Annotated in this window: 26 protein-coding genes and 1 tRNA gene; 16 read left to right on the top strand and 11 right to left on the bottom strand. The window is 75.0% G+C overall.

Features of this window, described 5'->3' with window-relative positions:
- Window positions 1–11 precede the first annotated feature (11 nt).
- On the bottom strand, window positions 12–1,007 hold the full coding sequence (locus tag ACFW1A_RS11575) for an ArsR/SmtB family transcription factor (protein WP_380407616.1): 996 nt from the start codon (window positions 1,005–1,007) through the stop codon (window positions 12–14).
- Between the two features lie 63 nt (window positions 1,008–1,070).
- On the opposite strand from ACFW1A_RS11575, the gene ACFW1A_RS11570 reads away from it, so the two are divergent.
- The 4 genes from ACFW1A_RS11570 (at window position 1,071) to ACFW1A_RS11555 (ending at window position 4,425) form a co-directional block, all read left to right on the top strand.
- Entirely contained in the window at window positions 1,071–1,979 is a 909-nt protein-coding gene (locus ACFW1A_RS11570) for an aldo/keto reductase (RefSeq protein WP_380407614.1), read from the top strand.
- Window positions 1,980–2,069: 90 nt separating this feature from the next.
- The gene (locus ACFW1A_RS11565) at window positions 2,070–3,026 is read left to right on the top strand and encodes a GlxA family transcriptional regulator (RefSeq protein ID WP_380407612.1); all 957 of its coding nucleotides are present in this window, start codon (window positions 2,070–2,072) and stop codon (window positions 3,024–3,026) included.
- Between the two features lie 137 nt (window positions 3,027–3,163).
- Window positions 3,164–4,162 carry a type I glyceraldehyde-3-phosphate dehydrogenase gene (gene gap / locus ACFW1A_RS11560; protein WP_380407609.1) on the top strand — a complete coding sequence of 333 codons (999 nt, stop codon included), beginning with the start codon at window positions 3,164–3,166 and terminating at the stop codon, window positions 4,160–4,162.
- 189 nt (window positions 4,163–4,351) lie between these two features.
- Window positions 4,352–4,425 (top strand) — tRNA-OTHER (locus ACFW1A_RS11555).
- 35 nt (window positions 4,426–4,460) lie between these two features.
- Here the strand turns inward: ACFW1A_RS11555 and ACFW1A_RS11550 are convergent.
- The 3 genes from ACFW1A_RS11550 to ACFW1A_RS11540 are packed head-to-tail and all read right to left on the bottom strand — an operon-like array spanning window position 4,461 to window position 10,475.
- Entirely contained in the window at window positions 4,461–5,768 is a 1,308-nt protein-coding gene (locus tag ACFW1A_RS11550; RefSeq protein ID WP_380407607.1) for a cytochrome P450, read from the bottom strand.
- Between the two features lie 50 nt (window positions 5,769–5,818).
- Window positions 5,819–8,185: a protein kinase gene (locus ACFW1A_RS11545; RefSeq protein WP_380407605.1), complete on the bottom strand. Its 2,367-nt coding sequence runs from the start codon at window positions 8,183–8,185 to the stop codon at window positions 5,819–5,821.
- A 1-nt stretch (window position 8,186) separates the two neighbouring features.
- Window positions 8,187–10,475 (bottom strand): protein kinase, encoded by a 2,289-nt coding sequence (locus ACFW1A_RS11540; RefSeq protein ID WP_380407602.1) that lies wholly within the window; start codon window positions 10,473–10,475, stop codon window positions 8,187–8,189.
- Window positions 10,476–10,790: 315 nt separating this feature from the next.
- On the opposite strand from ACFW1A_RS11540, the gene ACFW1A_RS11535 reads away from it, so the two are divergent.
- Entirely contained in the window at window positions 10,791–11,411 is a 621-nt protein-coding gene (locus ACFW1A_RS11535; protein ID WP_380407600.1) for an L-threonylcarbamoyladenylate synthase, read from the top strand.
- Window positions 11,412–11,447: 36 nt separating this feature from the next.
- Here the strand turns inward: ACFW1A_RS11535 and ACFW1A_RS11530 are convergent, their stop codons facing one another.
- Together ACFW1A_RS11530 and ACFW1A_RS11525 are read right to left on the bottom strand one after the other, a co-directional pair.
- Complete coding sequence (locus ACFW1A_RS11530; RefSeq protein ID WP_380407598.1) at window positions 11,448–11,957, bottom strand: hypothetical protein; 510 nt, start codon at window positions 11,955–11,957, stop codon at window positions 11,448–11,450.
- Between the two features lie 253 nt (window positions 11,958–12,210).
- A complete protein-coding gene (locus ACFW1A_RS11525) occupies window positions 12,211–13,152 on the bottom strand; it encodes an LLM class flavin-dependent oxidoreductase (RefSeq protein WP_380407596.1) in 942 nt (313 codons plus the stop codon).
- Between the two features lie 87 nt (window positions 13,153–13,239).
- Between ACFW1A_RS11525 and ACFW1A_RS11520 the strand changes: the two genes are divergently transcribed.
- Complete coding sequence (locus tag ACFW1A_RS11520; protein ID WP_380407594.1) at window positions 13,240–13,992, top strand: helix-turn-helix domain-containing protein; 753 nt, start codon at window positions 13,240–13,242, stop codon at window positions 13,990–13,992.
- Here the strand turns inward: ACFW1A_RS11520 and ACFW1A_RS11515 are convergent.
- Both ACFW1A_RS11515 and ACFW1A_RS11510 read right to left on the bottom strand, forming a co-directional pair.
- The gene (locus tag ACFW1A_RS11515; RefSeq protein WP_380407592.1) at window positions 13,961–14,383 is read right to left on the bottom strand and encodes a hypothetical protein; all 423 of its coding nucleotides are present in this window, start codon (window positions 14,381–14,383) and stop codon (window positions 13,961–13,963) included. The genes ACFW1A_RS11520 and ACFW1A_RS11515 overlap by 32 nt on opposite strands.
- A 140-nt stretch (window positions 14,384–14,523) precedes the next feature.
- On the bottom strand, window positions 14,524–14,883 hold the full coding sequence (locus ACFW1A_RS11510) for a DoxX family protein (protein WP_380407622.1): 360 nt from the start codon (window positions 14,881–14,883) through the stop codon (window positions 14,524–14,526).
- Between the two features lie 119 nt (window positions 14,884–15,002).
- On the opposite strand from ACFW1A_RS11510, the gene ACFW1A_RS11505 reads away from it, so the two are divergent.
- Both ACFW1A_RS11505 and ACFW1A_RS11500 read left to right on the top strand, forming a co-directional pair.
- A complete protein-coding gene (locus ACFW1A_RS11505) occupies window positions 15,003–15,386 on the top strand; it encodes a winged helix-turn-helix transcriptional regulator (RefSeq protein ID WP_380407590.1) in 384 nt (127 codons plus the stop codon).
- Window positions 15,387–15,497: 111 nt separating this feature from the next.
- Window positions 15,498–17,171 carry an FAD-dependent monooxygenase gene (locus ACFW1A_RS11500; RefSeq protein ID WP_380407588.1) on the top strand — a complete coding sequence of 558 codons (1,674 nt, stop codon included), beginning with the start codon at window positions 15,498–15,500 and terminating at the stop codon, window positions 17,169–17,171.
- A gap of 9 nt (window positions 17,172–17,180) precedes the next feature.
- Here the strand turns inward: ACFW1A_RS11500 and ACFW1A_RS11495 are convergent, their stop codons facing one another.
- Together ACFW1A_RS11495 and ACFW1A_RS11490 are read right to left on the bottom strand one after the other, a co-directional pair.
- Window positions 17,181–17,726 carry a GNAT family N-acetyltransferase gene (locus ACFW1A_RS11495; RefSeq protein ID WP_380407586.1) on the bottom strand — a complete coding sequence of 182 codons (546 nt, stop codon included), beginning with the start codon at window positions 17,724–17,726 and terminating at the stop codon, window positions 17,181–17,183.
- Between the two features lie 83 nt (window positions 17,727–17,809).
- Window positions 17,810–18,328 carry a hypothetical protein gene (locus ACFW1A_RS11490; protein ID WP_380407584.1) on the bottom strand — a complete coding sequence of 173 codons (519 nt, stop codon included), beginning with the start codon at window positions 18,326–18,328 and terminating at the stop codon, window positions 17,810–17,812.
- 98 nt (window positions 18,329–18,426) lie between these two features.
- On the opposite strand from ACFW1A_RS11490, the gene ACFW1A_RS11485 reads away from it, so the two are divergent.
- Both ACFW1A_RS11485 and ACFW1A_RS11480 read left to right on the top strand, forming a co-directional pair.
- Window positions 18,427–18,840 carry a PaaI family thioesterase gene (locus tag ACFW1A_RS11485; RefSeq protein ID WP_380407582.1) on the top strand — a complete coding sequence of 138 codons (414 nt, stop codon included), beginning with the start codon at window positions 18,427–18,429 and terminating at the stop codon, window positions 18,838–18,840.
- A gap of 266 nt (window positions 18,841–19,106) precedes the next feature.
- Window positions 19,107–19,355 carry a DUF6296 family protein gene (locus tag ACFW1A_RS11480; RefSeq protein ID WP_380407580.1) on the top strand — a complete coding sequence of 83 codons (249 nt, stop codon included), beginning with the start codon at window positions 19,107–19,109 and terminating at the stop codon, window positions 19,353–19,355.
- A 50-nt stretch (window positions 19,356–19,405) separates the two neighbouring features.
- Here the strand turns inward: ACFW1A_RS11480 and ACFW1A_RS11475 are convergent, their stop codons facing one another.
- Entirely contained in the window at window positions 19,406–19,897 is a 492-nt protein-coding gene (locus ACFW1A_RS11475) for a carboxymuconolactone decarboxylase family protein (RefSeq protein WP_380407578.1), read from the bottom strand.
- 46 nt (window positions 19,898–19,943) lie between these two features.
- On the opposite strand from ACFW1A_RS11475, the gene ACFW1A_RS11470 reads away from it, so the two are divergent.
- The 6 genes from ACFW1A_RS11470 to ACFW1A_RS11445 form a co-directional block, all read left to right on the top strand.
- Window positions 19,944–21,377: a PLP-dependent aminotransferase family protein gene (locus ACFW1A_RS11470; RefSeq protein ID WP_380407576.1), complete on the top strand. Its 1,434-nt coding sequence runs from the start codon at window positions 19,944–19,946 to the stop codon at window positions 21,375–21,377.
- Window positions 21,378–21,566: 189 nt separating this feature from the next.
- The gene (locus ACFW1A_RS11465) at window positions 21,567–22,700 is read left to right on the top strand and encodes a glycoside hydrolase family 3 N-terminal domain-containing protein (protein ID WP_380407574.1); all 1,134 of its coding nucleotides are present in this window, start codon (window positions 21,567–21,569) and stop codon (window positions 22,698–22,700) included.
- 203 nt (window positions 22,701–22,903) lie between these two features.
- Complete coding sequence (locus ACFW1A_RS11460; protein ID WP_380407572.1) at window positions 22,904–23,332, top strand: hypothetical protein; 429 nt, start codon at window positions 22,904–22,906, stop codon at window positions 23,330–23,332.
- Between the two features lie 285 nt (window positions 23,333–23,617).
- Window positions 23,618–24,313: a Crp/Fnr family transcriptional regulator gene (locus ACFW1A_RS11455; protein WP_380407570.1), complete on the top strand. Its 696-nt coding sequence runs from the start codon at window positions 23,618–23,620 to the stop codon at window positions 24,311–24,313.
- 85 nt (window positions 24,314–24,398) lie between these two features.
- Window positions 24,399–25,169, top strand: coding sequence for a hypothetical protein (locus ACFW1A_RS11450; protein WP_380407568.1), 771 nt, complete (start codon window positions 24,399–24,401; stop codon window positions 25,167–25,169).
- On the top strand, window positions 25,162–25,346 hold a 185-nt coding region (locus tag ACFW1A_RS11445), incomplete at its 3' end, for a hypothetical protein (protein ID WP_380407566.1). The genes ACFW1A_RS11450 and ACFW1A_RS11445, both read left to right, overlap by 8 nt.

Genomic DNA, 25,346 nt, shown 5'->3' with positions numbered 1-25,346 from the left:
TTCCGCCCGCCTCAGCCCCCCGCCGCGAGCACCGACTCCGCCACCCCCGTGCGCGCGTACAGCACGGTCCGACCCGCCCGGTGGGCGGTGACGAAGCCGGCCCCGCGCAGCGCGGTGAGGTGCTGCGAGACGCCGGCCGTGGAGAGCCCGGTGCGGTCCGCCAGTTCGGTGGTGGTGGCCGGGGTCGCCAACTCGGTGAGCAGCAGGGTGCGGGAGCGGCCGAGCACGGCCGCCAGCGCCCCGGTCCGGGCCGCCGTCCGGCGCTCCTCCCACAGGGTCCCCACGCCGTGCGCCCGGTAGGCGAGTTGCGGCGGGTCCGGCGGGGCGACCCGGGTGGACAGCCCGGGGCCCTTGAACGCCGAGGGGATCAGCAGCAGGCCCGCCCCCGCGCGCTCCCGGCTCAGGGGGTGCTTGCGGCGCGCCAGGCGCAGCCCGTCGGCAGTCCAACTGAGGCCGGGGTGAAGCTCGTTGAGCAGGTGGCCGGCACCGTGCTCGGCCACCTGCCGGGCCCGGCGGAAGACCTCGGCGTCGAGCACCGCGCGGATCCGCGCCCAGTACGGGGCCAGCGCCAGCTCCCAGTAGACCTCGATCTCCGCGGCGAGCCGCGGCAGGCCGGCCGCCGGATCGGCGTGCAGTGCGCGCGACCGCGGACCGAGGCCGCCCTGATGGCGCCCCAGGTGGTCCAGGTCCCGGCGGACCCGCTCGGCGGGCGTGGCCGTGACCAGCGCCAGCTCCGCCGCCAGGGCCGGCGCCGGTCCGGCCGGGGCCGGGTTGAGGAAGTCCGGGACGTAGGCGCCGGGCCGGACCAGCTCGGCGAGCCGGCCCCGGTCGAGCCCGGCGGCCGCGATCCGGGGCCGCACCTGCGCCAGCCAAGGCCGGTGCACCGGGTCCGCGGCGCCGGCGGCCAGCAGCCGGAAGCTGGTCCCGACCTCCCACATGGGTGAGACGGCGAACCGCAGTTGTGCCAGGTCGGCCGCCGAGAAGGCCAGCTCCGCCAGGACCGCCACCCCCAGGATTCATCCATGACCGAATCAGTGGCGACCACCCTACCGGCCCGCGATGCTGCCGCCATGACCTCTGAGACGATCACCGCAGCGGCTTCGGGCAGTTGGCAGTTGGGGGACCTGACGGTCCACCGGCTCGGCTTCGGTGCGATGCGCCTGCCGCAGACCGGCACCGCGCTGGTGCCCGACGCCGTCCCGCACGACCGGGACCAGGCCGTCCGCGTGCTGCGCCGCGCGGTCGAGCTGGGCGTGAACCACATCGACACCGCCGCGTTCTACTTCTCGCCGCTGCGCTCGGCGAACGAGCTGATCAACTGGGCGCTCGCCCCCTACCCGGACGACCTGCTGATCGCCACCAAGGTCGGGCAGCCGCGCGACCCGTCCGGTGCCTGGCTGCCGCACGCCGGGCCCGGGCAGCTGCGCGGACTGGTCGAGGAGAACCTGCGTCAGCTCGGCCGGGACCACCTGGACCTGGTCAACCTGCGGATCGTCGGGGACGACTCGATCGCCGAGCGGTTCGGCGTGCTGGCCGAGCTGCGGACCGCCGGGCTGATCCGCCACCTGGGCCTGTCCAACGTCCAGCCGCACCACCTCGCCGAGGCCCGGGCGATCGCACCGGTGGTGTGCGTGCAGAACATGTACGGCCTCGGCGTGCGCCCCGAGCAGGACGCGTTCGTGCGGGCCTGCGGCGAGCAGGGGGTCGCCTTCGTGCCGTTCTACGCGATCGCGGCCACCGGGCGGCTGGCCGGGGCGGGCGGGCCGGACCACCCCGACCTGCTGGCCGTCGCCCGCGCGCACGGCGCGAGTCCGGCCCAAGTGCGGATCGCCTGGACCCTGCACCGCGGGCCGCACGTGCTGGCGATCCCGGGCACCGGCGACCCCCGCCACCTGGCCGAGAACGTGGCGGCCGGCGGGCTGCGGCTCGGCGCGGCGGAGCTGGCGGCGCTGGAATCGGTGCACCGGCTGGGCGGCTGAGGCCGCGGCTCGCTCCGCGTCCCCCCGCCTGCCACGGCGCTGCCGGTCACCGCGGTCCGCAACGGTGACCGGCATCCCTACCCTGGTGCTGTGTCGACCTCCCGCCTGCGCCGTGTCACCGTCCTCGTCCTCGACGGGGCCAAGCCCCTCGACGTCGGGATCCCGGCCCAGGTCTTCACCAACCGCGCGAGCATGCCGTACGAGGTGCGGGTCTGCGGGGCCCGGGCCGGGCTGGTGACCGGCGGCGACGGCCTGTCGTACCACGTGGCCGACGGCCTGGAGGCCGTCGAGTGGGCCGACCTGGTCTTCGTGCCCGGCTACCGCCAGCCGGACCGCGAGGACCCGCCCGCGGCCGTGCTCGACGCACTGCTCGCCGCCCACCGGCGCGGCGCCCGGCTCGCCGCGATCTCCACCGGCGCCTTCGCGCTGGCCGCGACCGGCCTGCTGGACGGGCGGCGGGCCACCACGCACTGGCACTACACCCGGGCGCTGGCCGCGATGCACCCGCTGGTGCGGGTGGACGAGAACGTGCTCTTCGTGGACGAGGGCAGCGTGCTGACCTCGGCCGGGGCGGCCTCCGGGATCGACCTGTGCCTGCACATCCTGCGCGGGGACCTCGGGGTCGCCGCCTCCAACCACGCCGCCCGGCGCCTGGTCGCCGCGCCGTACCGCAGCGGCGGCCAGGCGCAGTACGTGCCGCGCAGCCTGCCCGAGGCGGTCGGCGAGCGGTTCGCCGCCACCCGCGAGTGGGCGCTGCACCGCCTCGACGAGCCGCTGAGCGTGCCGGTGCTGGCCCGCCACGCGGCCGTCTCGCCGCGCACCTTCTCCCGCCGGTTCGTCGAGGACACCGGGTACACGCCGATGCAGTGGGTGATGCGCGCCCGGGTCGACCTGGCCCGCGAACTGCTGGAGCGCTCCGAGCGCAGCGTCGAGCAGATCGCCACCGAGGTGGGCCTGGGCACAGGCGCCAACCTGCGGCAACACTTCCAGCAGATCCTCGGGACCTCGCCGGTGGAGTACCGGCGCACCTTCACCCGCGGCGAGTGAAGCGGTCCACCATGGTCACCCTCCGTGACAGCGACAGCTTGGCACGATCCTTGCGGAAGGTGGCATTAATGCCACTGCCATCAGCCCTCGACGCGGACCAGAGTGGAGGCACCACCCCAGACGAGGAGCATCCACCCATGACCCGCATCGCGATCAACGGTTTCGGACGCATCGGCCGCAACGTGCTGCGCGCCCTGCTCGAGCGTGACAGCAAGCTCGAGGTGGTCGCCGTCAACGACCTCACCGAGCCCAAGGCGCTCGCCCGGTTGCTCGCCTACGACACCACCGCCGGCCGCCTCGGCCGCCCGGTGACCGTGGAGGGCGACACCCTGGTGGTGGACGGCCGCCGGATCAAGGTGACCGCCGAGCGCGACCCTGCCCAGCTGCCCTGGGCCGAGCTCGGCGTCGACATCGTGCTGGAGGCGACCGGCCGCTTCACCTCCGCCGACGCCGCCCGCGCGCACCTGACCGCCGGTGCGAAGAAGGTGCTGGTCTCCGCCCCCTCGGACGGCGCGGACGTCACCCTGGCCTACGGCGTCAACACCGACGCCTACGACCCGGCCGTGCACACCATCGTGTCCAACGCGTCCTGCACCACCAACGCGCTCGCCCCGCTGGCCTCCGTGCTGGACGAGCTGGCCGGCATCGAGCACGGCTTCATGACCACCGTGCACGCCTACACCCAGGAGCAGAACCTCCAGGACGGCCCGCACCGCGACCCGCGCCGGGCCCGCGCCGCCGGCGTGAACATCGTGCCGACCAGCACCGGTGCGGCCAAGGCCATCGGCCTGGTGCTGCCGAACCTGAACGGCAAGCTGTCCGGCGACTCGATCCGGGTCCCGGTCCCGGTCGGCTCCATCGTGGAGCTGAACACCACGGTCGCCCGCGACGTCACCCGCGACCAGGTGCTCGCCGCCTATCGCGAGGCGGCCGCCGGTCGGCTCGCCGGCGTCCTGGAGTACTCGGACGACCCGCTGGTCTCCGCCGACATCACCGGCAACCCGGCCTCCTCGATCTTCGACTCCGAGCTGACCCGGGTGGACGGGCGCCACGTCAAGGTCGTCGCCTGGTACGACAACGAGTGGGGCTTCTCCAACCGCGTCGTGGACACCCTCGACCTGCTCGCCCGGGGCTGACCCCTCCTCCTCCCCCACGCTGGGCCCCGGTGGCGCTCCCCCGCCACCGGGGCCCGGCGCGCTGCTGCCCGGGCCGGTGGGCCACCGTTCGACGGCTCGTCATCCGTCCCGCCCCCGGACGGTGGCCGACAGCCAGCAGAAATCCGGTACCGACCCGGCCCTCCGCCGCTCCAGGCTGAGCCGCCGCCCTCGGCGAGTAGCTCAGCAGGAGGAGCAGCCACTGCTCGTGGCAGGTCGACGGGTTCGATGCCCTCCTCACCGACGGCGGCACCCCGGTCCTGCGACCGGTGCCCGCTGCTCAGGAGCCCGTTCGCCATCGCACCGGCAGCTCCTTCAGCCCGTTCTGGAAGTTGGACACCAACCTGGCCGGCGGTGCCGCCGAGGCCAGGGCCAGGCCGGGAAGCTCCAGCACCGCCCCCGTCATCGCCTTGTACTGCATCCGGGCCAGTTGGGCGCCGAGGCAGAAGTGCGGGCCGAACCCGAAGCTGACGTGGTCGTTGGGGGTGCGGGTGAGGTCGAACCGGTCCGGGTCGGCGAAGACGGCCTCGTCCCGGTTGGCGGAGGCGTGGTAGACCACCACCTTCTGACCGCGGCGGATCTGCACCGCGCCCAGCTCCACGTCCCGGGTGGCGGTGCGGCGGAACTCGATCACCGGTGGCCAGTACCGCAGCATCTCCTCCACCGCAGAGTCCAGCAACTCCGGCTGCCGAAGCAGGAGTCGGTGCTGATCAGGATGCCGCAGCAAGGTGTGCAGGCCGCCGGGAAGCCCGTTGCGAACGGTCTCGTTGCCGGCCACCGCGAAGAGGAAGAAGGCGGTCTCGAACTCCTCGGTGCTCAGCCCTCCCTCGCGCATCCGCGCCATCAGGCTGCCGGGCCGTGGACCGACGGCCAGGCCGTGCGCGTAGGCGAACATGTCGGCCAGGGCGGCGCGGGACCGGGGGTTGATCGGCCGCCCGTCCGGGGTGGTGCGGGTGGTGGGGCGGACCGCGAGGGCGGCGCGGCCCAACTCCGTGAGGCGGGCCGGGTCCACGGTGTCGGAGTCGGCCAAGTCCGCGTCCTGGTAGCCGATCACCCGGTTCGACCAGTCCACCAGCAACTGCCGGTCCTGCTCCGGCACCCCGAGCACCCGGGCCAGCACCCGCACCGGCAGGTCGGCCGCCAGCCGCACGAAGTCGGCCTGCCCGACGTCCCGCGCCGAGTCCACCAGCTCCCGCGCACACGCCTCGATCGCCGCCGACAGCTCCCGCAGCGCCCGCGGCGTGAACGCCGCCGCCATGATCCGCCGCAACCGGGCATGCTCCGGCGGATCCTGATTGAGCATCATGGTCCGCGCGAACTCCAGGTCGGCGGCGGAGTCGGGATCCCGGATCTGCGTCGCCCCCAGGTGGGAGGAGAACACCTCCGGCGTGCGCAGCACGTGCTTCACCTCCGCATGCCGCACCACCGCCCAGTACCCCGGCCCCGCCGCCCACGCCCCCACCGCCGGCTCCCGCACCCACCACACCGCCCGCTCCGCCCGCAACGCACGGAACAGCTCGTACGGCACACCCGCCGCGTACGTCTCGGGCCGGAAGATCCGGTCCACCTCGTCTTGATCCACCGTCACACCCACCCCCTGCCCCGCCGCCACCCCGCCCAAGCGAGCCCGCGGGGCCGTCAGCCCGCCTTTCCGGTCGCGTTCAGCGCCACCAGGCCGTTGGCACCCATCGCGTAGATCCGGCCGCCGCCGGCAGCGAGCGGCATGGCGGCCGTGTACTGGTCGGAGCCGCCGAAGTCGTAGGTCCAGCGGCCGTTCCCGGTGGCGGGGTCGAGTGCCCACAGCTTGCCGTTCACCCACAGGTAGAGGGTGTTGTCCGCGTACTGCAGGGCAGCGATCGGTGCGAGCAGCGGCACCGGGACCGAACCGGCCCAGCGGATCTCGCCGTTGCCGGTGTTGACGGCGTAGACCTGGGTGTTGCCCTTGCCGTCCGAACCGGCCGCATAGGCGGTCGCGCCGTCCGGGGCGGCGACCACGGAGGTGAACATGGTCGGTGCAGTCGTGTGCCAGACCAGGTTCCCGGTCGTCGAGTCCACCGCGTAGAGGTGGTCCGAGAGGTAGAGGAAGAGGTTGTTGGCCGAGCAGTGCGGTCCGTCGTCGAAGGGGACGAGGAAGGGGGACATGTCGGTGAGGGAGGAGGCGCCCGGGGCGTTCTGCGACCAGTTGTTCTTGCCGCCCGCGGTGGTGTCGATGTCGGTCAGCTTGGGCGCGGTGCGGTCGACGTCGGAGCTGGCCAGGAGCAGCCGGGTGCCGGAGGAGGGCACCAGGATCCGCCGGGTGAGCCAGGACTGGGAACCGAACGAGGTCTCCCAGCGGATCTGACGGGTCGCCGGGTCCACCGCCCAGAGGAAGTCGGACGGCGGGGTGTACTGCGCGGAGCCGGTGGTCGGTATCGCAGCGGCGATGTTGCCGGTGACGTAGACGATGCCGTCGAGGGCTCCCGGGAGCCAGGACACCATGACGGTCCGGCCGGGCTTGCCGACCGTCCACGCCGTCCTGCCGGTGTCCAGGGCGATGGCGCTGAGCGCGTGGTCGGTCAGGTGGCTTGCCGCGAACAGCAGGTCACCGGCGATCAGCGCCGGCAGGCCGCCGGTCCCCATCTTCGCGTCGTAGACGGTGTTGTCGACCGGCCCCCAGACGGGGTTGCCCGACCGGTCGTAGGCCCGGATCTGCTTCGCCCCGACCGTGATGACCTTGTCCTTCGTGGTCAGGATCTGGGCCGGCGGGTCGCTGGGAACGGTCCAGACCGGGGTGGCGGTGGCCTTGACGTCGAGTGACCGGTTCGGGTCGGTGGCGGCCGGGGCGGCGGAAGCGGTGCCGGCGCGCGCCGGTCCGCGGCGCAGCAGCAGCGCGGCCGCCGAGCCCGCGGCCCCGGCCAGCACCAGCCCGCCGCCGACGCCGAGCAGCAGCCGCCGCCTGCTCAGCGGCGCGCCAGGCCCGCCCGGCGCTTGGCCGAGGTCCACTGTCGGGCCGAGGTCCACCGTCGGGCCGGTCGCCGAGCCCGGTCCGGCCGCGCCGCCCGGGCCGGCCGACGGGTCGCCGGCCGCGGCGAGCGGCTCGGTGAGCCCGGTCGAGGAGATCATCAGGTCGGGGCTGGGCAGCGGCAGCGGGCCGATCGCCGTGGCGGCCTCCTCGACGGCGGCGATCAGGTCCGGCGGCAGCCAGTTGCCGTAGGCGGTGGAGCTGCCGGAGCGCTCGACGGCCGCGACGACCTCGGCCGGCGTCGGCCGGTCCTGCGGCCGCTTCGCCAGGCAGGCCGTCACCAGCAGCCGCAGGCCGGCCGGCACGCCGTCCAGCTCGGGCTCGGCCTCCACCACCCGCTGCATGATCTCCAGGGGCGTGCCGCCGCTGAACGGGCTCGCACCGGTCGCGGCACAGGCCACGGTGGCGCCCAGCGCGAAGACGTCGGCGGGCGGCCCGACCTCCTCGTCGAGGGCCTGTTCGGGCGACATGAACGCGGGCGTGCCGAGGATCACCCCGGCCGTGGTGAGCGCGGTTCCGTCGGCGGCCCGGGCGATCCCGAAGTCGATGACGTGCGGACCGTCCAGCGCGAGCAGCACGTTGCTGGGCTTCAGGTCACGGTGGGTCAGCCGGGCCGCGTGGATGTTCTTCAGCTCCTCGGCGACCCCGGCGGTCAGGGCCCGCAGCGTCGCCTCGGGCAGCGGCCCCGACCGGTCCAGCGCCTGCTGGAGCGAGATGCCCGGGACGAAGGCGGTGGCCAGCCACGGCACCGGCCCGTCCGGGTCGGCGTCCACCACGGGCGCGGTGAACACCGAGGACGCCGCACGCGCAGCCGCCACCTCGGCCCGGAACCGCGCCCGGAATCCGCTGTCACCGGCCAGATCGGGCCGGACCAGCTTCACGGCGACGGTGCGCCCGCCGGGCGAGCGACCGAGGTACACCGACCCCATGCCGCCCTCGCCCAGTCGGCCCTGCAGCGTGTAGGGGCCGAGCCGCACCGGGTCTCCCGGCTCAAGCGGTTTCACATCACACTCCGTTGGAAGGCAGCACGGCGACCGTCGCGCCGTTGGGGTCGACGAGGCAGAGCCGGCCGTCGCCGGCCGACCATCCGAGGCCGCGCGGGTCGGTGCCCTTGAAGCCGGAGAACCGCCAGCGGGGCTTGCCGGCTGCCGGATCGAGGGCCCACACCACCGCGTCGTCGGCCATCCAGTACAGGTTCCCGTCGGCGTGGAGCAGGCGGGCCCCGGAGGTGTTCTTGGCGTCCGGTGCGGCGGCGGGCAGGGGCGTGCGCCACCGGTCGTGGCCGGTCGCGCTGTCGACCGCGGCGAGCGAGTGCCCCTTGTCCCGGTCCGTCCACAGCGCGTAGCAGGTGCTGCCGTCCGGGCTGACCGCGACCGCCTCGTTGTAGACGGACGACAGCACCGGGCCCGGTGCCGACCAGACCTGGCTGCCGGTCGCCGGGTCGACCCCGGCGGGCGCGCCGTTCTGGTCGGTGAGCAGGACGTACCTGCCGATGGCGGCGACCGCGCCCGGGCCGCCGTTCTTCGTCCAGGCGACCTTGCCGTTCGCGTCCAGGGCCACGGACCGGCCGGGGCTGGCGAAGACCGCGTGGTCCCCGCCCCGCTGCAGCGCGTCGAAGACCAGCGTCTCGGACTCGCCGTAGAACCAGACACCCTGGTGCGACGTCAGGTCGACTGCCCAGACGTCGGTACTGCCACCGGTCGGGACCGCCCCGGCGTGCACCTGCCCGTCGCCGAGCCCGATCAGGTGGACCCGGTTGCCGAGCACGCCGGCCAGACGGAACGCACCCAGCAGGTGCTGCTGGTCGCAGACGGCGGTCCAGCGCACGGTGCCGTCGGCCAGGTCGACGGCGAGCAGGACCAGTCCGCCGGTCTGCATGCCCGGTGCCGGGCTCGGCGCGTTGATCCCGACCGGCGGCCAGACGGTGGCACCCACGTAGAGCACGCCGTTGTCGACCGCGGCGAGCTGTTGCGGCCCGTCGCCGGACGTGAACCCCACGCCGTGGTCGGCGGCCCGCACCGTCCACTTGGTGCTCCCCTGCGCGTCCAGGGCCCGGACGTGCTGGAACGAGACGACCAGCACCAGGCCGCCGGCGGCGAGCACCTGGCGCGGCCCGTCGCCCTGCGCCTGGCTCGGGCTCACCTTCCAGGACAGCACGCCCTCGCGGACGTCCGACCAGGTCGGGCGGGTGGTCGCCGCCGCACCCGGGCCGGTCCCGGCCCCGCTCCGGCCGCTGTCCGGGTGCGCCGCGCTGCGGTCGCTCGCCAGGGTGACGGCGGTCCCGGCCCCGGCCGAAGCCAGCAGGACGCCGCCGAGGCCGAACAGCACCGTGCGCCGACGCGGCATCCGGGCGCGCGGGGCGGGCCGGGCGTCCGTGGCGGACCCTGCGGTCGCCGCGGCGGACTCCGGGGTCGCCGCGGCGGGCTGCGGGAGGGTCAGTCCGTCGCGGGGGGACGGCACGGGCAGCGAGGTCAGGACCGACCGCAGCGCCGCCACGTCACCGGCCACCGCCGGGGGCAGCCAGTTCGCCGACGGGCCGGGGCGGCCGTCCCGGGCCACGAAGTCGATCACCTGACGCGGCGTCGGGCGCTGCTCCGCCTCCTTGGCCAGGCACGAGGCGACCAGCTCGCGCAGGCTCCGCGGTATCGCCTCCAGGTCCGGGGCGGTGTTCACCACCCGGAACAGCACCGCGGCCGACGCTCCGTCACCGAACAGGTGGCGGCCCAGGATCGCGAAGGCCAGGGTGGCGCCGAGCGAGAACACGTCGCTGGCCGCGGTGAGTTCCCGACCGAGCGCCTGCTCGGGCGACATGTACGGGGCCGAGCCGATCACGGCGCCGCCCGCGGTCAGCGCCGTGGCATCGGCCGCCTGCGAGATCCCGAAGTCGATGACGTGCGGGCCGTCCAGGGCGAGGAGCACATTGGCCGGCTTCAGGTCGCGGTGGACCAGGCCGGCGACGTGCACCTCGACCAGTGCCTCGGCCAGCCCGGCGGCCAGGGTCCGCGCCGTCCCCTCGGGCAGCGGGCCGTGCCGCTGCACCGCCTGGTGCAGCGAGGTGCCGACGACGAACGCGGTCGCCATCCACGGCGTCTCGGCGTCCGGGTCGGCGTCGACCACCGGAGCCGTGAACGCACCGGACACCCGCCGCGCGGCCTGCACCTCGCGGCGGAACCGGTCGCGGAAGCCGGGGTCCTGCGACAACCCGGGCCGCACCACCTTGACCGCGACGGTGCGCCCACCGGCCGACCGGCCCAGGTACACCGCCCCCATGCCGCCGGCCCCCAGCCGACCCATCAACGCATAAGGCCCGATCCGTCGCGGATCGTCGACCCCGAGTAACTCCACCCCGTCCCCCTCGTGAGCAGCGGCTCACAGGGTAGTTCCGCCCGACGGTCCGGAACTGACTATCACGCGATCTTCACAGTCGCCTGACCCACTGCGCATGCCGAGGTCACAGCAGATGAACTGAACCACAGTCAATATCCTGTCGGAGTCGGGACAGGTCCGACATCTGCCGTTTTCCGCACCGGCGTGACCGTTTCGCGGCGATTGCGGTCGGGCTTGTCGCGGCTCCGCGCGTCGGCTGCCGGGATCCCGTAGGGTCGGCCAATGGCGAAGTACTTCGATGTGCACCCAGCGTCCCCCCAGCCGCGCACCATCAGCACCGTGGCCGACAGCCTCCGTTCCGGGGCCCTGATCGCGTACCCGACCGACTCCTGTTTCGCCCTGGGCTGCCGGTTGGACAACCACGAGGGGCTGGACCGGATCAGGACGATCCGCCAGCTCGACGAGCGCCACCACTTCACCCTGATGTGCGAGGACTTCGCGCAGCTGGGGCAGTTCGTCCAGCTCGACAACAACGTCTTCCGCGCCGTCAAGGCCGCGACGCCGGGAAGCTACACCTTCATCCTCCCCGCCACCAAAGAAGTCCCGCGCCGCCTGATGCACCCGAAGAAGAAGACGGTCGGCGTCCGGATCCCCGACCACGCCGTCACCCGGGCCCTGCTCGCCGCGCTCGGCGAGCCGCTGCTCTCCAGCACCCTGCTGCTCCCCGGCGAGGACGAGCCGATGACCCAGGGGTGGGAGATCAAGGAGCGGCTCGACCACGCGCTGGACGCCGTGGTGGACTCGGGCGACTGCGGCACGGAGCCCACCACGGTCGTCGACTTCTCCAGCGGCACCGCCGAGATCGTCCGCCACGGGGCCGGGGACCCGACGCGCTTCGAGTGAGGGCCCGGGCCCGCCGGCGGCGGATCGGCCGCCCGCTCAGCCGACCGGGTCCGGGCGGCCCAACTGGGGGGTGCCGGGGCCGTCTGCCGCTGTGGTCAGCCGGGTGAGGGTGAGCTGCAGGTGGCGGACGGCGTCCTCGGCGTCGGTGAGTTCGGCAAGGGTGGGGACCAGGGTGCCGAAGGCCTGGCGCGGGTCGGCGGTCAGGGCCCGCCAGCGCAGGACGGGGGCCAGCACGGTGCTGCCCTGGGCGAGGAACCAGGCCAACTGGCCGTGGGTGCGGGCGATGGCGATGGCCAGGTGGGCGAGGGCCTCGCGCAGGCGCTCCAGGCGTTCGATGACCGGCAGCAGCTCCTGCTCGCCGGCCGCACCGACCGACCGCCCGAGACCGCCGGCGGTCGACCGTGCCAGGGACTCGTCCTCCAGGGACAACAGCCAGTATCCGTCGCGGAGTTGGTCCAGTGCCTCGGCGGCCGGCAGGCCGATCCGGGCGCGCATGCCCGGATCGGGCGGGCCGGGGCGGGGGGACACGGCGTCGAAACCGATCACGGCACACTCCTCCGGGGGCGGACCGGGTTCGGCACTCGGGCACCCCCGGTCCGGAAGGGTGCCCGCGCGGGGCGCTGCTTGGACGCTCTCCGGTCCGCGGCCGTTCCACAGCGTCGGGAACGAAGCGTCGGGAGCGGCAGCGGCCGAACCGGAGCGCGGGCGCGAGCCCCGGCCACCGGGTCGCCCGCCGGTGTGCGCCCGCCCCGTGGCGGGGCCCGCCGTCACACCCCGACCCCCGTGGCGGGGCCCGCCGTCACACCCCGACCCCCGCGCCCAGCCCCGCCAGGCGCTCCAACTGCTCGCGCTGCGCGGGCAGGTCGAGCGCGCCCAGCCGGGCCACGACGTGCCGGGCCCCCGCCGCCGCGTAGCTCTGCAGGGTGGCCGCGACCTCCGCCGGGGTCCCCAGGGCGAAGGCCTGGATCTGCTGCACCTCGTCCAGCGGGAGGCCGTAGTTGGCCCGCGCGTACGCGTCCATCACCTCGCGGGCGGCGGCCCGGCTGCGGTCGATCCGCACATTGACGAACAGGGCGGGCGTGACCGCGTCCGGGTCGCGGTCGGCCTCGGTCGCGGCGGTCCGGACGGCGCTCAGACCGGCGGCGTAGTCGGCGGGGTCGGGCGGGTAGGGCAGCCACCCGTCGTAGTGCCGGCCGGTGCGGGCCAGCGCGGCCGGGGTCGCACCGCCGAGCCAGATCGGCGGGCCGCCGGGGCGGAACGGCGCGGTGGCGGGCGGGAGGGCGTCGAAGGAGTGGAACTCGCCGTGGAAGGAGCTCGCCCCGGTCCACAGCGCCCGCCACAGGCCGACCGTCTCGTCCAGCCGTGCGAACCGTCGCTCCCACGGCACTTGGGACCACGCGTGCAGCGGGCGGCCGAAGCGGCCGGGGAAGCCCGCGCCGACCGCGACCGTCAGTCGGCCGCCGGAGAGCAGGTCCACCGAGGCGAGCGTCTGGGCGACCAGTACCGGGCGGCGCAGGACGGGGAGCAGCGCTCCGGTGCCCAGTCCGATCCGGTCGGTCACCGCGGCGACGGCCGCCAGCATGGTGAGCGGCTCGATCCTCGGGCTGAGCAGGGAGTCGTTGACGAACAGGGAGGCGAAGCCCGACTGCTCCGCCCGACGCGCGAATCCGATCAGGTCCCGGGGGTCGCCGGCGGGCGTCCACTGGGCCTGGCCGGTCGGAAGGAAGACACCGATGTCCATGGCCCCGATCCTGCGCGCCGCGGCAACTGCGCTCAATTCCCCCGGGGGAATGGCCGCTGCGGCGGCACGGGGATTAGAACTGGTGCCGTGGACTTCTCCCAGACCCTGCGCCGGCACCGGTCGAGCCGCCGCCTCAGCCAGCTCGACCTCGCCACCCGCGCCGGCACGACCCAGCGCCACCTGAGCTTCCTCGAATCCGGCCGGTCCGTCCCCGGGCGGGGCGTGGTGGTCCGGCTCGCCGAGTCGCTCGACCTCCCGCTGCGGGACCGCAACGAGCTGCTGCTGGCGGCCGGCTACGCCCCCGTGTACCCGGAGACGCCGCTGGACGCGCCCGAACTGGCGCCGGTCCGGACGGCGATCGACCACATCCTGGCCGGCCACCTCCCCTACCCCGCCCTGGTGGTGGACCGCAGCGGGAACGTGATCGCGGCCAACGAGGCGCTGGACCTGGTCACCGAGGGCGCCGACCCGCGGCTGGTCGGCCCCGGGACCAACGCCTACCGGCTCGCCCTGCATCCGGACGGCCTCGCGCCGCGCATCCTCAACTTCGCCGCCTGGGCCCGGCACATCCTGCAGCGGACCACCCATCTCGGCGAGCTGCACGAGGAGTTGTGCGGCTACGTGCCCGCACTGGAGCCCTCCGAGCAGCACCTCGGCTTCGCCGTGCCGGTGCACCTGCGCAGCTCGCTCGGCGAGCTGCACCTGATGACGACGGTGACGACCTTCGCCACCGCCGTCGACGTCACACTCGCCGAGCTGAAGTTGGAGGCCTTCCTGCCCGCCGACGCGGCGACGGCGGACGCGCTGCTCAGAGACCGGGGAACTGGTAGTCGAGGGTGATCCGCCCGTCCTCGCCCAGCACCACGAACTCGACGCCTCCGCCCACCACGTCGTCCCCGACCGCGGAGACCATCTCCCAGCCGAACTTGACGACGTCGCGCAGCCGGACGGCGTCCTGGCGGGCCCGGAAGGTGAACTCGCCCGGGGCGACGAACTCCTGGTGGGCACGGCCGACCCGGACCGCCAGTTCGTCGTGCCCCCGCGCGGTGAGGACACTCCGGTCGAAGCCGACCCGGGCGGCCGCCTCGCGGATCTCGACGGGCGGCTGGAGCAGGTGCTCGGCGTCCTCGGACCAGAGCCGCTCGATCGCCTCGCGGCGCCGGACCGGGTCCGGCTCGGTCCACACCGCCGCGTAGCGGTCGGCGAGTTGCTGTTCGGTGCTGACGGACATCCGGTGCTCCCAGGAGTGGTCGGTTCGGTACGACCCCCATCCTGCGAGGCCCGCCGACCGTCCACAATTCCCGCCGGGGAATGACGAGTTGCCGCCGGAGCCGGGCGTCCGCCGAACACCCGGGGGCGCGGCCGACCGGCTCAGCCCGCGAAGCGGCCGACCGCGACCACGGCGGCGAGCACGAACAGCAGGGCGTTCATCGGCAGGGACGCGCTCTCGCCGCGCCGCTGGTGGACCCGGGCGGCGACGACCATGACGATCGCCAGACCGGTGGCGGCCAGCGGGGTGAGGACCTCCGCGATCCCGGTGGCCTGCGGCAGCACCAGGCCGAGCGCCCCGAGTATCTCGACCGCGCCGATGCCGCGCAGCGCGCCGTCCGAGTAGTCGGCCACCCACGCCATCCGCGGCTGGGCGCGCAGCTTCTCGGCCGGCTGGAGCGCCTTGGTCAGTCCGGCGGCGAGGTAGAGCGCGGCGAGCAGGCCGGCGACGATCCACAGCACGATGTTCAACGGGGGCTCCGAGGTCGATGGTTACCTTTGGTGAGTTACTGCATGATGGGTGACTGATGCAGGCGCTGCAAAAGGCACACGGGTGTGCCTGACGAACACCGAGGTGACTGATGGGCGACGAGTGCGGCAGTGCGGACGAGACCAGGGCGGTCCGGGAGCTGCTGGACCGGGTGGGCGACAAGTGGAGCCTGCTGGTGATCGGCACCCTGCGGCACGGGCCGCTGCGCTTCGGTGAGCTGCAGCAGCAGGTGGCGGGCATCTCGCAGCGGATGCTCACGCTCACCCTGCGCCACCTGGAGCGGGACGGGCTGGCGACCCGGACCGCGTACGCCGAGGTGCCGCCCCGGGTCGAGTACGAGCTCACCGAACTCGGCCGGACGCTGATCCCGCTGGTGGGGGCGCTGGCCGAGTGGGCCGCCGGCAACCACCGGGTGATCGACGCCAACCGGGCCCGGTTCGACGCCGACCGGGCCCGCTCCGACGCGGCGCGCTGACCGGGGCGCCCCCGAACCGACCGCCTCCGGCTCCCGAGTGGCCGCCCCGGGCAGGATCGGCCCAGCCTGGAAGGGAGGGGCGGGGCCGGGCACCGGAATCGAGGAGCGGTCATGGGCGCGAGCGATGCACGCGAGGACGCAGTGGATGTCCTGGTGGTGGGAGCCGGCCCGGTCGGCCTGACGGCGGCCGCGGAGCTGCGCCGGCACGGCGTCGACTGCCGGATCATCGACCGGCTGCCGGCCGTGCAGCCGTACGCGAAGGCGGTCGGCGTCCAGCCGCGGACCCTGGAGGTCTGGGAGTCCATGGGCCTGGTCCGCGAGGCGCTCGACGCGGCCCTGCCCCTGCTGGGCCAACTGACCTTCGTGAACGGCGCTCCCGGGCCGCAGCTGGAGCTCGGGCTCCCGCCGCACGCACCGTACGGCTTCGCCGCGCTGCCGCAGTACACCACCGAACGCCTGCTGGGCGCGCACCTGGCGGGGTTCGGCACCACCGTCGAGCGCGGGACCGAACTGCTGGAGCTGGAGCAGCTCGACGGACACGTGCGCGTCTCGCTCGCCACTCCGGACGGGCCGGCCGAGCTGTCCGCCCGGTACGTGGTGGGCTGCGACGGCGCGCACAGCCGGGTGCGCCGCGCCGCCGGGATCGGGTTCACCGGCGACGCCTTCCCGGAGCAGTACATGCTCGGCGACGTGGTGGTCGACTGGGACCTGCCCGCGGGCTACGCGATCCGCGCCGAGCACCGCGACGGGGCGGGCGGCACCGACGACGTGCTGGTCTGCGTCCCGCTGCCGGGCCGGGGCCGCTACCGGATGTCGATGCTGGTCCCGCCCGAGCCGGGCACCGCACCCGCCACGGGGGCGAGCGCCGAGCGCGACGAGGTCGCCCACGGGCTGGCAGGTGGCCGCGGCCCCGGGCTGGGCGACATCCAGGCGGTGCTCGACCGGCTCTCCCCGCGTCCGACCACGGCCGCCGACCTGCGCTGGTCCTCGGTCTTCCGGATCAGCCACCGGCTGGCCGACCGGTACCGCGCGGGCCGGGTCTTCCTGGCCGGCGACGCCGCCCACATCCACCCGCCCACCGGCGCGCAGGGCATGAACACCGGCGTCCAGGACGCCTACAACCTGGCGTGGAAACTGGCGCTGGCGGTGCGCGGCCTCGCCGCCGACGGACTGCTCGACAGCTACCACGCGGAACGCCGCCCGGTCGGCGAGGAGGTGGTCGGCCGCACCGTCCGGCACGCCCGCGCCGGTCTGGACAGCGACCCGGACGACCCGACCACGATGCTGCTCCGGGAGGCCCAGCTGCTGGTCGGCTACCGCGGCGGCCCGCTGACCGGCCCGGACGGCCTGAACGGCGCCGGACCGGCGGCCGGCGACCGCGCCCCGGACTGCGCGGGCCTGCGGCGTCCGCTCGCCGGCTTCCCCACCCGCCTGTTCGAGCTGCTCCGCAGTCCCCGTCACACCCTGCTGCTGTACGCGGGTCCGACCGCCCCGGCCGCCGCCCTGCGCGGAGCGGCGTCGGCGGCCCGCACGGCGGCCCACGACCTGCTGGACGTCTACGCCGTGCTCGCGCCGGAGGCGGCGGCCCGCCCGGCCGACCTGCAACTGCCCTGCGTCACCGACCCGGACAACGCGTTCCGCACGACGTACGGGCCGCACGACGGCGAGGCGTTCCTGGTCCGCCCGGACGGCTACCTGGCCGCGCGCCTCCCGACCACCACGCCCACCGCCGTCGCCACCCACCTGCACCGCACGTTCGCGGGGACGGACGGCGCCGACGGCTGACGGAGCGGGTCAGGGCAGGACGAGCTCGTTCTCCACCTTCGCGGCGTCGCCGGGCACCGGGACGGTGTGGCCGGTGCGGACGAAGCCGAGCTTGCGGTAGAACGCCTCGGCCCGCTGGTTGTCCTGGTGCACGAAGAGCCGGACCCGGGAGATCGGCGGCTCGCCGAACCCGCGGGCGAAAGCGGTCGCGGCCTCGAACAGCTCGCGCGCCACCCCGGTGCCGCGCCCCTCGGGGCGGACGAAGACGCCGACCAGGTGCGCCTGGTCCTGCTCCACCGCGCCGCCGAAGACGTCGCCGCTGCCGGTCTGCTCGATCAGGACGCTGACCGAGCCGATCCACCAGCCGTCGGCCTGCTCCGCGATGAACTGGCGGCTGGTCAGCCCGCCCCCGGTGCCGGCCGCGCGCTGCTGCCAGAACTCGTCGGGCCGGGCGGCGGCCTGCTCGTAGGTGTCCAGGAAGGCGATGGCCGCCACCGGGTCCTGCAGCGCGGCCAGCCGCAGCTCCTTGACCTTGGGCCAGTCCTCGGCGGTGACGGGGCGTATGACAGTACTCATACGGATGATCATCGCGGGCGGCGACGCCCCTGGGCAAGCCGTTTCGCCGCCCCTGGGCCCGCTGCCCCGCGAGCGCCGACCCGCTATCCGGCGGACGCCCCGGCCGGGGGCGGCACCTCCTCGGTGGGCGGCAGTTCCTCGGCCGCCCCGGCCGTCGCCGGGTCCACCCCCGCCGGGTCCACCTCCGCCGGACCCACCGTCACCGGCTCCACCGCAGGCTTCTCGTACACCAGCAGCACGGCCAGGACCAGCACCCCCAGTGCCACCACCAGCAGGCCGAACGCCGGCCACCCGGACAGGGCGAGCATCAGCGCTGTCAGCACCCCGTTGAGCACCGCGCAGAGCACCAGCAGGACCCGGACGAACAGCCCCGCCCGGCCGCGGCCGGCGGCAACGGCCACCACCACGGCGCACACCAGCAGGAAGACCGCCAGGCTTCCCTGCCCGGCCCACGAGACCAGCGCGATGCGGGAGCTGGGGATCCCGCCCATGGTCATGTGCTGCCTACTGGCGGCGAACCCGAGCACCAGCCCGACCAGCCCGACCACCACCGCCTCGACCAGCAGCACCACCGACGCGGCGATCAACACGGCTCTGCGCATCCGCTCCACCTCCCGACTGTGAGCCCAGAGGTTACTGACGAGTTGTCTCACGGCTCAAGGGGTAGAACACGGCGAGCACCCGCCGCACAATGACGGGTATGCCGATCACCACCGCCGAGGCGGACAAGATCCTCGCCGACAACTTCGCCCCCTGGGTGCTCGACCTGGGCCTGACCGTCGTGGAGACCGGGGACCGGCACGCGGTGCTGCGCCTGCCCTGGTCGGACCGGCTCGCCCGGGAGGGCGGCGGGCTGAGCGGCCAGGCCATGATGGCGGCGGCGGACACCGCCACCGTGGTGGCCCTGTCCAGCGCGTTGGGCGGCTTCGCGCCGATGACCACGGTCCAGCAGTCGTCCAGCTTCCAGCGCGCGGTGGTCGGGCAGGACGTACTGGTGACTGCCCGGGTGACCAAGCTGGGCCGGCGGCTCGCCTTCGCCGAGATCACCCTGACCGCCGAGGGCGAGGAGGAGCCGGCGGCCCGGGCCACCACGGTCTACGCCCTCGCGGGCTGACGGCGGGTCAGCGCGGCCGACCAACGGCGGATCACCGCCGCGGGCCACGGCGCCCGGTGACCGCCTGACGAAGCCTCAGGTGGCCTGCGGGACGGGTGTGACGGTCTGTCCGTACCCGCAGCGGCCGGATGTGGCGCGGCTCACGCGCCGTGGCGCCATGCTCATGCCCGGGAGGGGTTGAACGGCGCCGGGGCGGGCAGAGCCAAGGGGCCGGCCCGGGGCGGGGTTTCCCCCGGGCCCCGTCCCGATCCCGAGGAGGTCCCATCGTGGATGCCGCACGCCGTTACGCCGTCTCGCTGCCCGGCCAGGTCGGCAGCCACCGGCCCACCACGGTGGTGATCGTGCGCTGGACGCCGCAGACGGCCGCCGGCCGGCCGGTCTACACCGACGAGACCGGGGAGTTCCGGGTCACCATCGACGCGGACGGGGTGGCTGCGCTGCTCGACGCCGACGCCGGCCACCAGCACCAGTGCCTGCACTCCGTCCCGCTGCCGGAGCCCCGGTCGGCGGCCTGACGGGCCGTCACCGCCGGCCACCGGCACCGCAGCTCGCCGACCGCGGGCTCTCAGTGCTGCACGCGCTCGTCGGTGCCCGGGAGCTTGGCCGAGGTGATCGCGATCCGGTTCCAGGTGTTGATGGTGAGGATCACCGCGATCAGCTGGGCCAGCTCCGGCTCCGGGAAGTGCGCGGCCGCCTGCTCGTAGACGTCCTGCGGCACGCCGCCGGTGGCCACCAGGGTGACCGCCTCGGTGAGCGCGAGGGCCGCCCGCTCCCGCGCGTCGAAGAAGTTCGGCGCCTCGCGCCAGAGCGCCACCAGGGCCAGCCGCTCGTCGCTCTCGCCGGCCTTGCGGGCGTCGGCGGTGTGCATGTGCAGGCAGTAGGCGCAGCCGTTCAGCTGGGAGGAGCGGATCTGCACCAGCTCGACCAGGGTCGGGTCGATCCCCTCCCGGGCGGCGGCGTCCAGACCGAGCACGGCCTTGAACACCTTGGGGGCGGTACGGGCGAGGTTGATCCGGGTCGGGTGGGCGGCGTGCTCGGTCGGCTGAGGCGTCGTCATGTGATCAATCTATCCCTCGGACCGACCACGGGTAGGGTGCATTTCCATGGCAGAATCATGGGTCAATTCGGCCCAGCGGGTCGGTCGTGACCTCCATCTCGACCTGCGGCTCGACCTCTCCGCGCCCGGCGGCCGCCGGGCCGCACTGACCCGTGCGCTGCGCGAGGCGGTGCGCGAGGGCCGGCTGGCCCCGGGCACCCGGCTGCCCCCGTACCGCTCGCTGGCCGCCGATCTCGGGCTGGCCCGCAACACGGTCGCCGACGCCTACGCCGAGCTGGTCGCCGAGGGCTGGCTGACCGCCCGCCAGGGCGCCGGCACCCAGGTGGCGGAACGGGCCCGCGCCCGCCGCGGTCCGCAGCCCCGGGCGCCCCGCGCGCTGCCGGTGACCCCGCTCCACAACCTGCGCCCGGGCCGGCCGGACGCCGCCTCCTTCCCGCGCGCCGACTGGGTGGCCGCGGTCCGCCGCTCGGTCACCGCCGCCCCCAACGCGGCCTTCGGGCCCGGCGATCCGCGCGGGCGGGAGGAGCTGCGCCGGGCCCTGGCCGACTACCTGGCCCGGGCCCGCGGGGTGCGCACCGACCCGGAGCGGATCCTGGTCTGCTCCGGCGTCGGTCCCGCGCTGCGCCTGCTCTACGGCGAGGGCGTGCTGCGCGGCCGGCTCGCGGTCGAGGGCTACGGGCTGCCGTTCCACCGCGAGCTGCTGGGCCGGACGGGCGTGCGGACCGACCCGATCGGGGTGGACGAGCACGGCGCCCGCACCGCCGAGCTGTCCGGGCTGCCGCGCGCCCGGGCCGTGCTGCTCACCCCCGCCCACCAGTTCCCGACCGGCGGCGCACTGCACCCCGAGCGGCGGGCCGCGGCGGTGGACTGGGCCCGGCGGACCGGCGGCGTGATCCTGGAGGACGACTACGACGGGGAGTTCCGGCACGACCGCCAGCCGGTGGGCGCGCTGCAGGGACTGGATCCGGACCGGGTGGTGTACCTGGGCTCGGTGAGCAAGAGCCTGTCCCCCGCCGTCCGGCTGGGCTGGCTGGTGCTGCCCGAGGAGCTGGTGGACCCGGTGCTGGCGGCCAAGGGCCGCTGGGAGGCCTACGCCGGCGCGCTGGACCAGCTGGCGCTGGCCGACTTCCTCGACTCGGGCGGGTACGACCGGCACATCCGCCGGATGCGCCAGCGCTACCGGCGCCGGCGGGACCAGCTGGTGGAGCTGCTCGCCGAGCGGGCGCCGCACGTCACGGTGACCGGGGTGGCGGCCGGACTGCACGCGGTGCTGCAGCTGCCGGCCGGGACCGCGGCGGACGCCGTGGCGGTCGCCCGGGCGGCCGGGATCGGGCTGGACGAGCTGGCGGCCTACCGGCACCCGCAGGCGTCCTGGCCGGCCGGGGACGGGCTGGTGGTGGGGTACGCGGCGCCGCCCGACCACGCCTACCCGGCGGCGCTGGCGGCCCTGGTCGAGGTGCTGGCGGCGCAGCCGACCTGAGGGGGCGTCCGGCGGCGGCCGCGCCGCACGCCACGCCGCGCGCCGCGCCGGGTTGCGCGAATGGTCACCGGCGGCCGGGCGGGTGACCCAGAATGGCGCAGCGGGCCGGTCGCGGTCGCGCGGCCGCCCCTGGTGGGCGATCCTCGTCCGTAGTACGGTGCCCTGTCCGCCCCTAGGAGCCCCCGGCCCATGCCCACCCGCCACCACAGGCTGCTGCTCAGCGCCCTGGTCCTGCTGCTCGCCGCCTGCGGGCCGACCCCGCGGACGCACCCCGCGGCCGACGCCTCCCCCGTCCCGGGCAACCCGCAGGGTCCGCAGCTGACGGCCGACCAGCTGGCCGGCCAGCGGGTGGTCTACTCGTACAAGGGGACCACCCCGCCCGAGCCGCTGCTCACCGCGATCCGCACCGGGCGGGCCGCCGGGGTGATCTTCTTCGGGTCGAACACCGCCGATCCGGAGCGGTTCCGGCAGGCCGTCGAAGAGCTCCGCAAGGCGCAGCAGCAGAGTCCGGTGCACCAGCCGCTGCTGCTGATGACGGACCAGGAGGGCGGGCTGGTCCGGCGGCTGCCCGGGGCGCCGCAGCTCTCGGCCCGCGCCATCGGCCAGCAGCCCGATCCGGTGGCGGCCGCGCAGCAGGCCGGGCAGGAGGCCGGGGCGAACCTGGCCGCGGCCGGACTCAACGTCAACCTGGCCCCGGTGCTGGACGTGTACCGGGAACCGGGCAACTTCATCGACAAGCCGCAGCGGTCCTTCGGCCAGGACCCGGCGCTGGTCGCCGCCCTCGGGCAGGCCTTCGTCACCGGGCAGCACACCAGCGGCGTGGCGGGGACCGCCAAGCACTTCCCCGGACTCGGCAGCGCGCCGGCCAAGGCGGACACCGACACCACCCCGGTCACCCTGACGGCGAGCCGGACGGAGCTGGCCGACGTCGACGAGGCGCCGTACTCGGCCGCGTTGGCGGCCGACGTGGACCTGGTGATGGTCTCCTGGGCGGTCTACCCGGCGCTCGACCCCGACCGGCCGGCCGGGTTGTCCGGCACGGTGGTCAACGGCGAGCTGCGGGACCGGCTCGGCTTCCACGGGGTCACCATCACGGACGCGCTGGAGGCGGGCGCGCTGAAGGCCTACGGGGACGCGGGCGACCGGGCGGTGGCCGCCGCGCAGGCCGGGATGGACCTGATCCTCTGCTCCGCGATGGACCCGACCGAGGGCGCCGACGCCACGGCGGCGCTCTCGGACGCCCTGGAATCCGGCCGGTTGGACCGCGCCTCGTTCACCTCGGCGGTGGACCGGATCTCGGCGCTGCGGTCCCGGCTCCGCTAGGCGGCCGCCGGCCGGGCCCGCGCGTCAGCCGTGCACCGTCGGGTCCGGGCCCCCGGCCCCGGGCCGTCGGCCGTGCGCCGCGGACCCGGTCCCGTCCCCGCCGAACCTCTCGCTCGGCGTGAGGCTGGCGGAAAGCCGACGAACCTGCCGGGGGATCAGCCGTTCACGCACGGCGTGCCCCTCGGCTGGGCAGGATGGACCTCATGGACGACGCGACCGAGCCGAGCCCGGGCGACAAGGCTCAGATGTACCTGGAGACCCTGCGGCTGCGGATGGACCCCGAACCGTACCGGGTGCTGGGCGAGATGCTGCAGGAGATCGTCCGCCTGGTCGCCGCCCCGGGCCGGGCCGCCGAGCAGGTCCCCGCGCCGGAGGACGAGCAGTACTACACCGACGAGGTCCGCGACGAACTCATGGTGCTGGTCGCCATCCTGCTCACCGGCCGGATGGACCAGCACATCGTGAACGTCGGCAACGGCTTCATCACCGTGGTGGACAGCGACGCGCTCGCCGACGAGTCGCGGATGGCCCACCTGCGCGACCAGGCGGCCGAGCGCCGCCGGGCCAGCAACGAGCAGGAGGACGTGCTGCGCGGCATCGAGGAGGCCACCCGGCAGTGCGACGAGGCGTAGCGGCGCAGGCCCGCGCAGTTCACTGCGCGTCACCGCTCCGGGCGCACCACCCCGCGCCCAGCAGCGCGCGACGGCGTGCGGGGCGCACTCCCCCGCGCCCGCTCCTGGGGCCACGCTCGCCTCATCTGTCGCACCCTCACCTGAAGTTGATGGTGCGTCACATCTGTTTCACAGCTCGGAAACGGCTGTGCCCAACGTGGTCATTTCTGGCCGGAACAGGACTACTCTCTGCCAGCATCGGAGCGGCACTCGGCCGTTCCTGAGCGGTGAGCACCAGGGGGTGGAATGAGCCTGCTGGGCGGGGCGGTGCCGTTCGCGCAGGCGTTGGGCGAGCCGGATCGGGAGCGCCTGTACGGGCTCGGCGTAGTGCGCGAATTCGAGCCGCAGCAGCAGCTGTTGGCGCAGGGGGACCGCAGCACCCACGTGCTGGTCGTGCTGCGCGGCTGGTCCGTGGTCTCGGTCGCGGTGGACCGGGGGGCCACCCGGCTGATTCTGGCCTTGCGCGGGCCCGGCGAACTGCTGGGCGAACTGGCCGCCCTGGACCTGCGGCCGCGCAGCGCCACGGTGCACGCGTTGGGGCCGGTGCGGGTCCGGGTGATCCAGGCCGAGGCGTTCCGGCGGTTCCTGGCCGGCAGTCCGCAGGCCACCCAGCACGTGCTCACCCAGCTCACCGGTCGGCTGCGGGACGCCGACGTCGAGCGCTCGGCCCTCGCCTCGCTCACCGTGCTCCAGCGACTGGCGGGCCGGCTGGCCGAGTTGAGCGCGGTCGCGGGGCAGCCGGTGGTGCGACTGGCGCAGGACGAGCTGGCCGCCTCGGTGGGGGCCACCCGCGAGGCGGTGGCCAAGGCGCTGCGACTGCTGCGCGAACAGCGGGTGGTGCGCACCGGGAACCGGCAGGTCGAGATCCTCGACGCCGAGTTGCTCGCGCTGCTGGCCCAGGGGCAGGACGGCCGGCGGCGCCCGGACCGGGGCCGGATGTAAATCGTCACAGACAACCGGACCGGCGGGGGCCAATGCTGGCCGCACAGCCGCCGGCCGGCGGGAGCAGCACAGGTAGGGGGTGTACGTGCACCAGGAAGCAGCCGACGCGGTCTACGAGTTGGTGATCAGCGTGGACGTCCGGCGGTCCAGCGGGTACGACGACAAGGGCAAGGCCCGGATGCGCGAGCAGTTGTACGCCGTGCTCGGCCGGGCGTTCCAGGACGCGGGGGTGCCGGGCGCCGCGCTGCACCGGGAGGACCGCGGCGACGGCGTGCTGGCGGTGGTGCGCGGCACGGTGGCACCCGTGCGGCTGGTCGGTCTCTGGCTGACCGAGGTGCACGAGGGGCTGCGGCTGGCCAACGCGCCGCTGCGCGAGCCGTTGGGCCTGCGGATCGGGATGCACGTCGGGCCGGTCACCCACGACCCGGCCGGGGTCAGCGGCGCGGCCGTGGACCTGGCCTGCCGGCTGGCCGACGCGCAGCCGGCCCGCGAACTGCTCGACCGCGAGCGGGCCGACCTGGTGGTGGTCGCCTCGGACCGACTGTTCCACGAAGTGATCAGCCACGGTGGGCGGTTCGTCGACCCGGACCGGTACGCGCGCGGCCTGGTCCGGGTGAAGGAAACCGAGACGGTGGCCTGGTTCCTGCTGCCGGGACGCCCGCGCCCGGAGCCGGCGGGCCCCGCCGCCGCACCGCCGCCCGATCCGGACGCCGGCCCGGACGCCGGCCCCGGGGCCGGGGCCGACGCCGCAGCGGATCCCGGGCCCGGCATCCGGGTCGGGGGCGACTTCTCGGTGCACGAGAACAACACCTACCGGGGACCGGTGCACATCGGCAGGAGGGGCGACCGTGCCTGACCAACCACCCGCCGAGCCGCAGCCCGCCGCCGGGGCCCCCGCACCCGCGCCCGCGCCCGCGCCCGCGCCTGCACCCGCACCCGAAGCCGCGCCCGAAGCCGCCCACGACGCCGAGCGCCCCGCCGAGGCCGCTCCGGCCGCGCCCGCCGCGCCGGAGCAGCCCGCCCCCGCCGAGCC

Origin of the sequence: Kitasatospora sp. NPDC058965 (genome assembly GCF_042741245.1) — a bacterium.
In the GTDB taxonomy this organism is placed as follows: domain Bacteria; phylum Actinomycetota; class Actinomycetes; order Streptomycetales; family Streptomycetaceae; genus Kitasatospora.
This window is presented reverse-complemented; position numbering and strand designations above follow the sequence as displayed.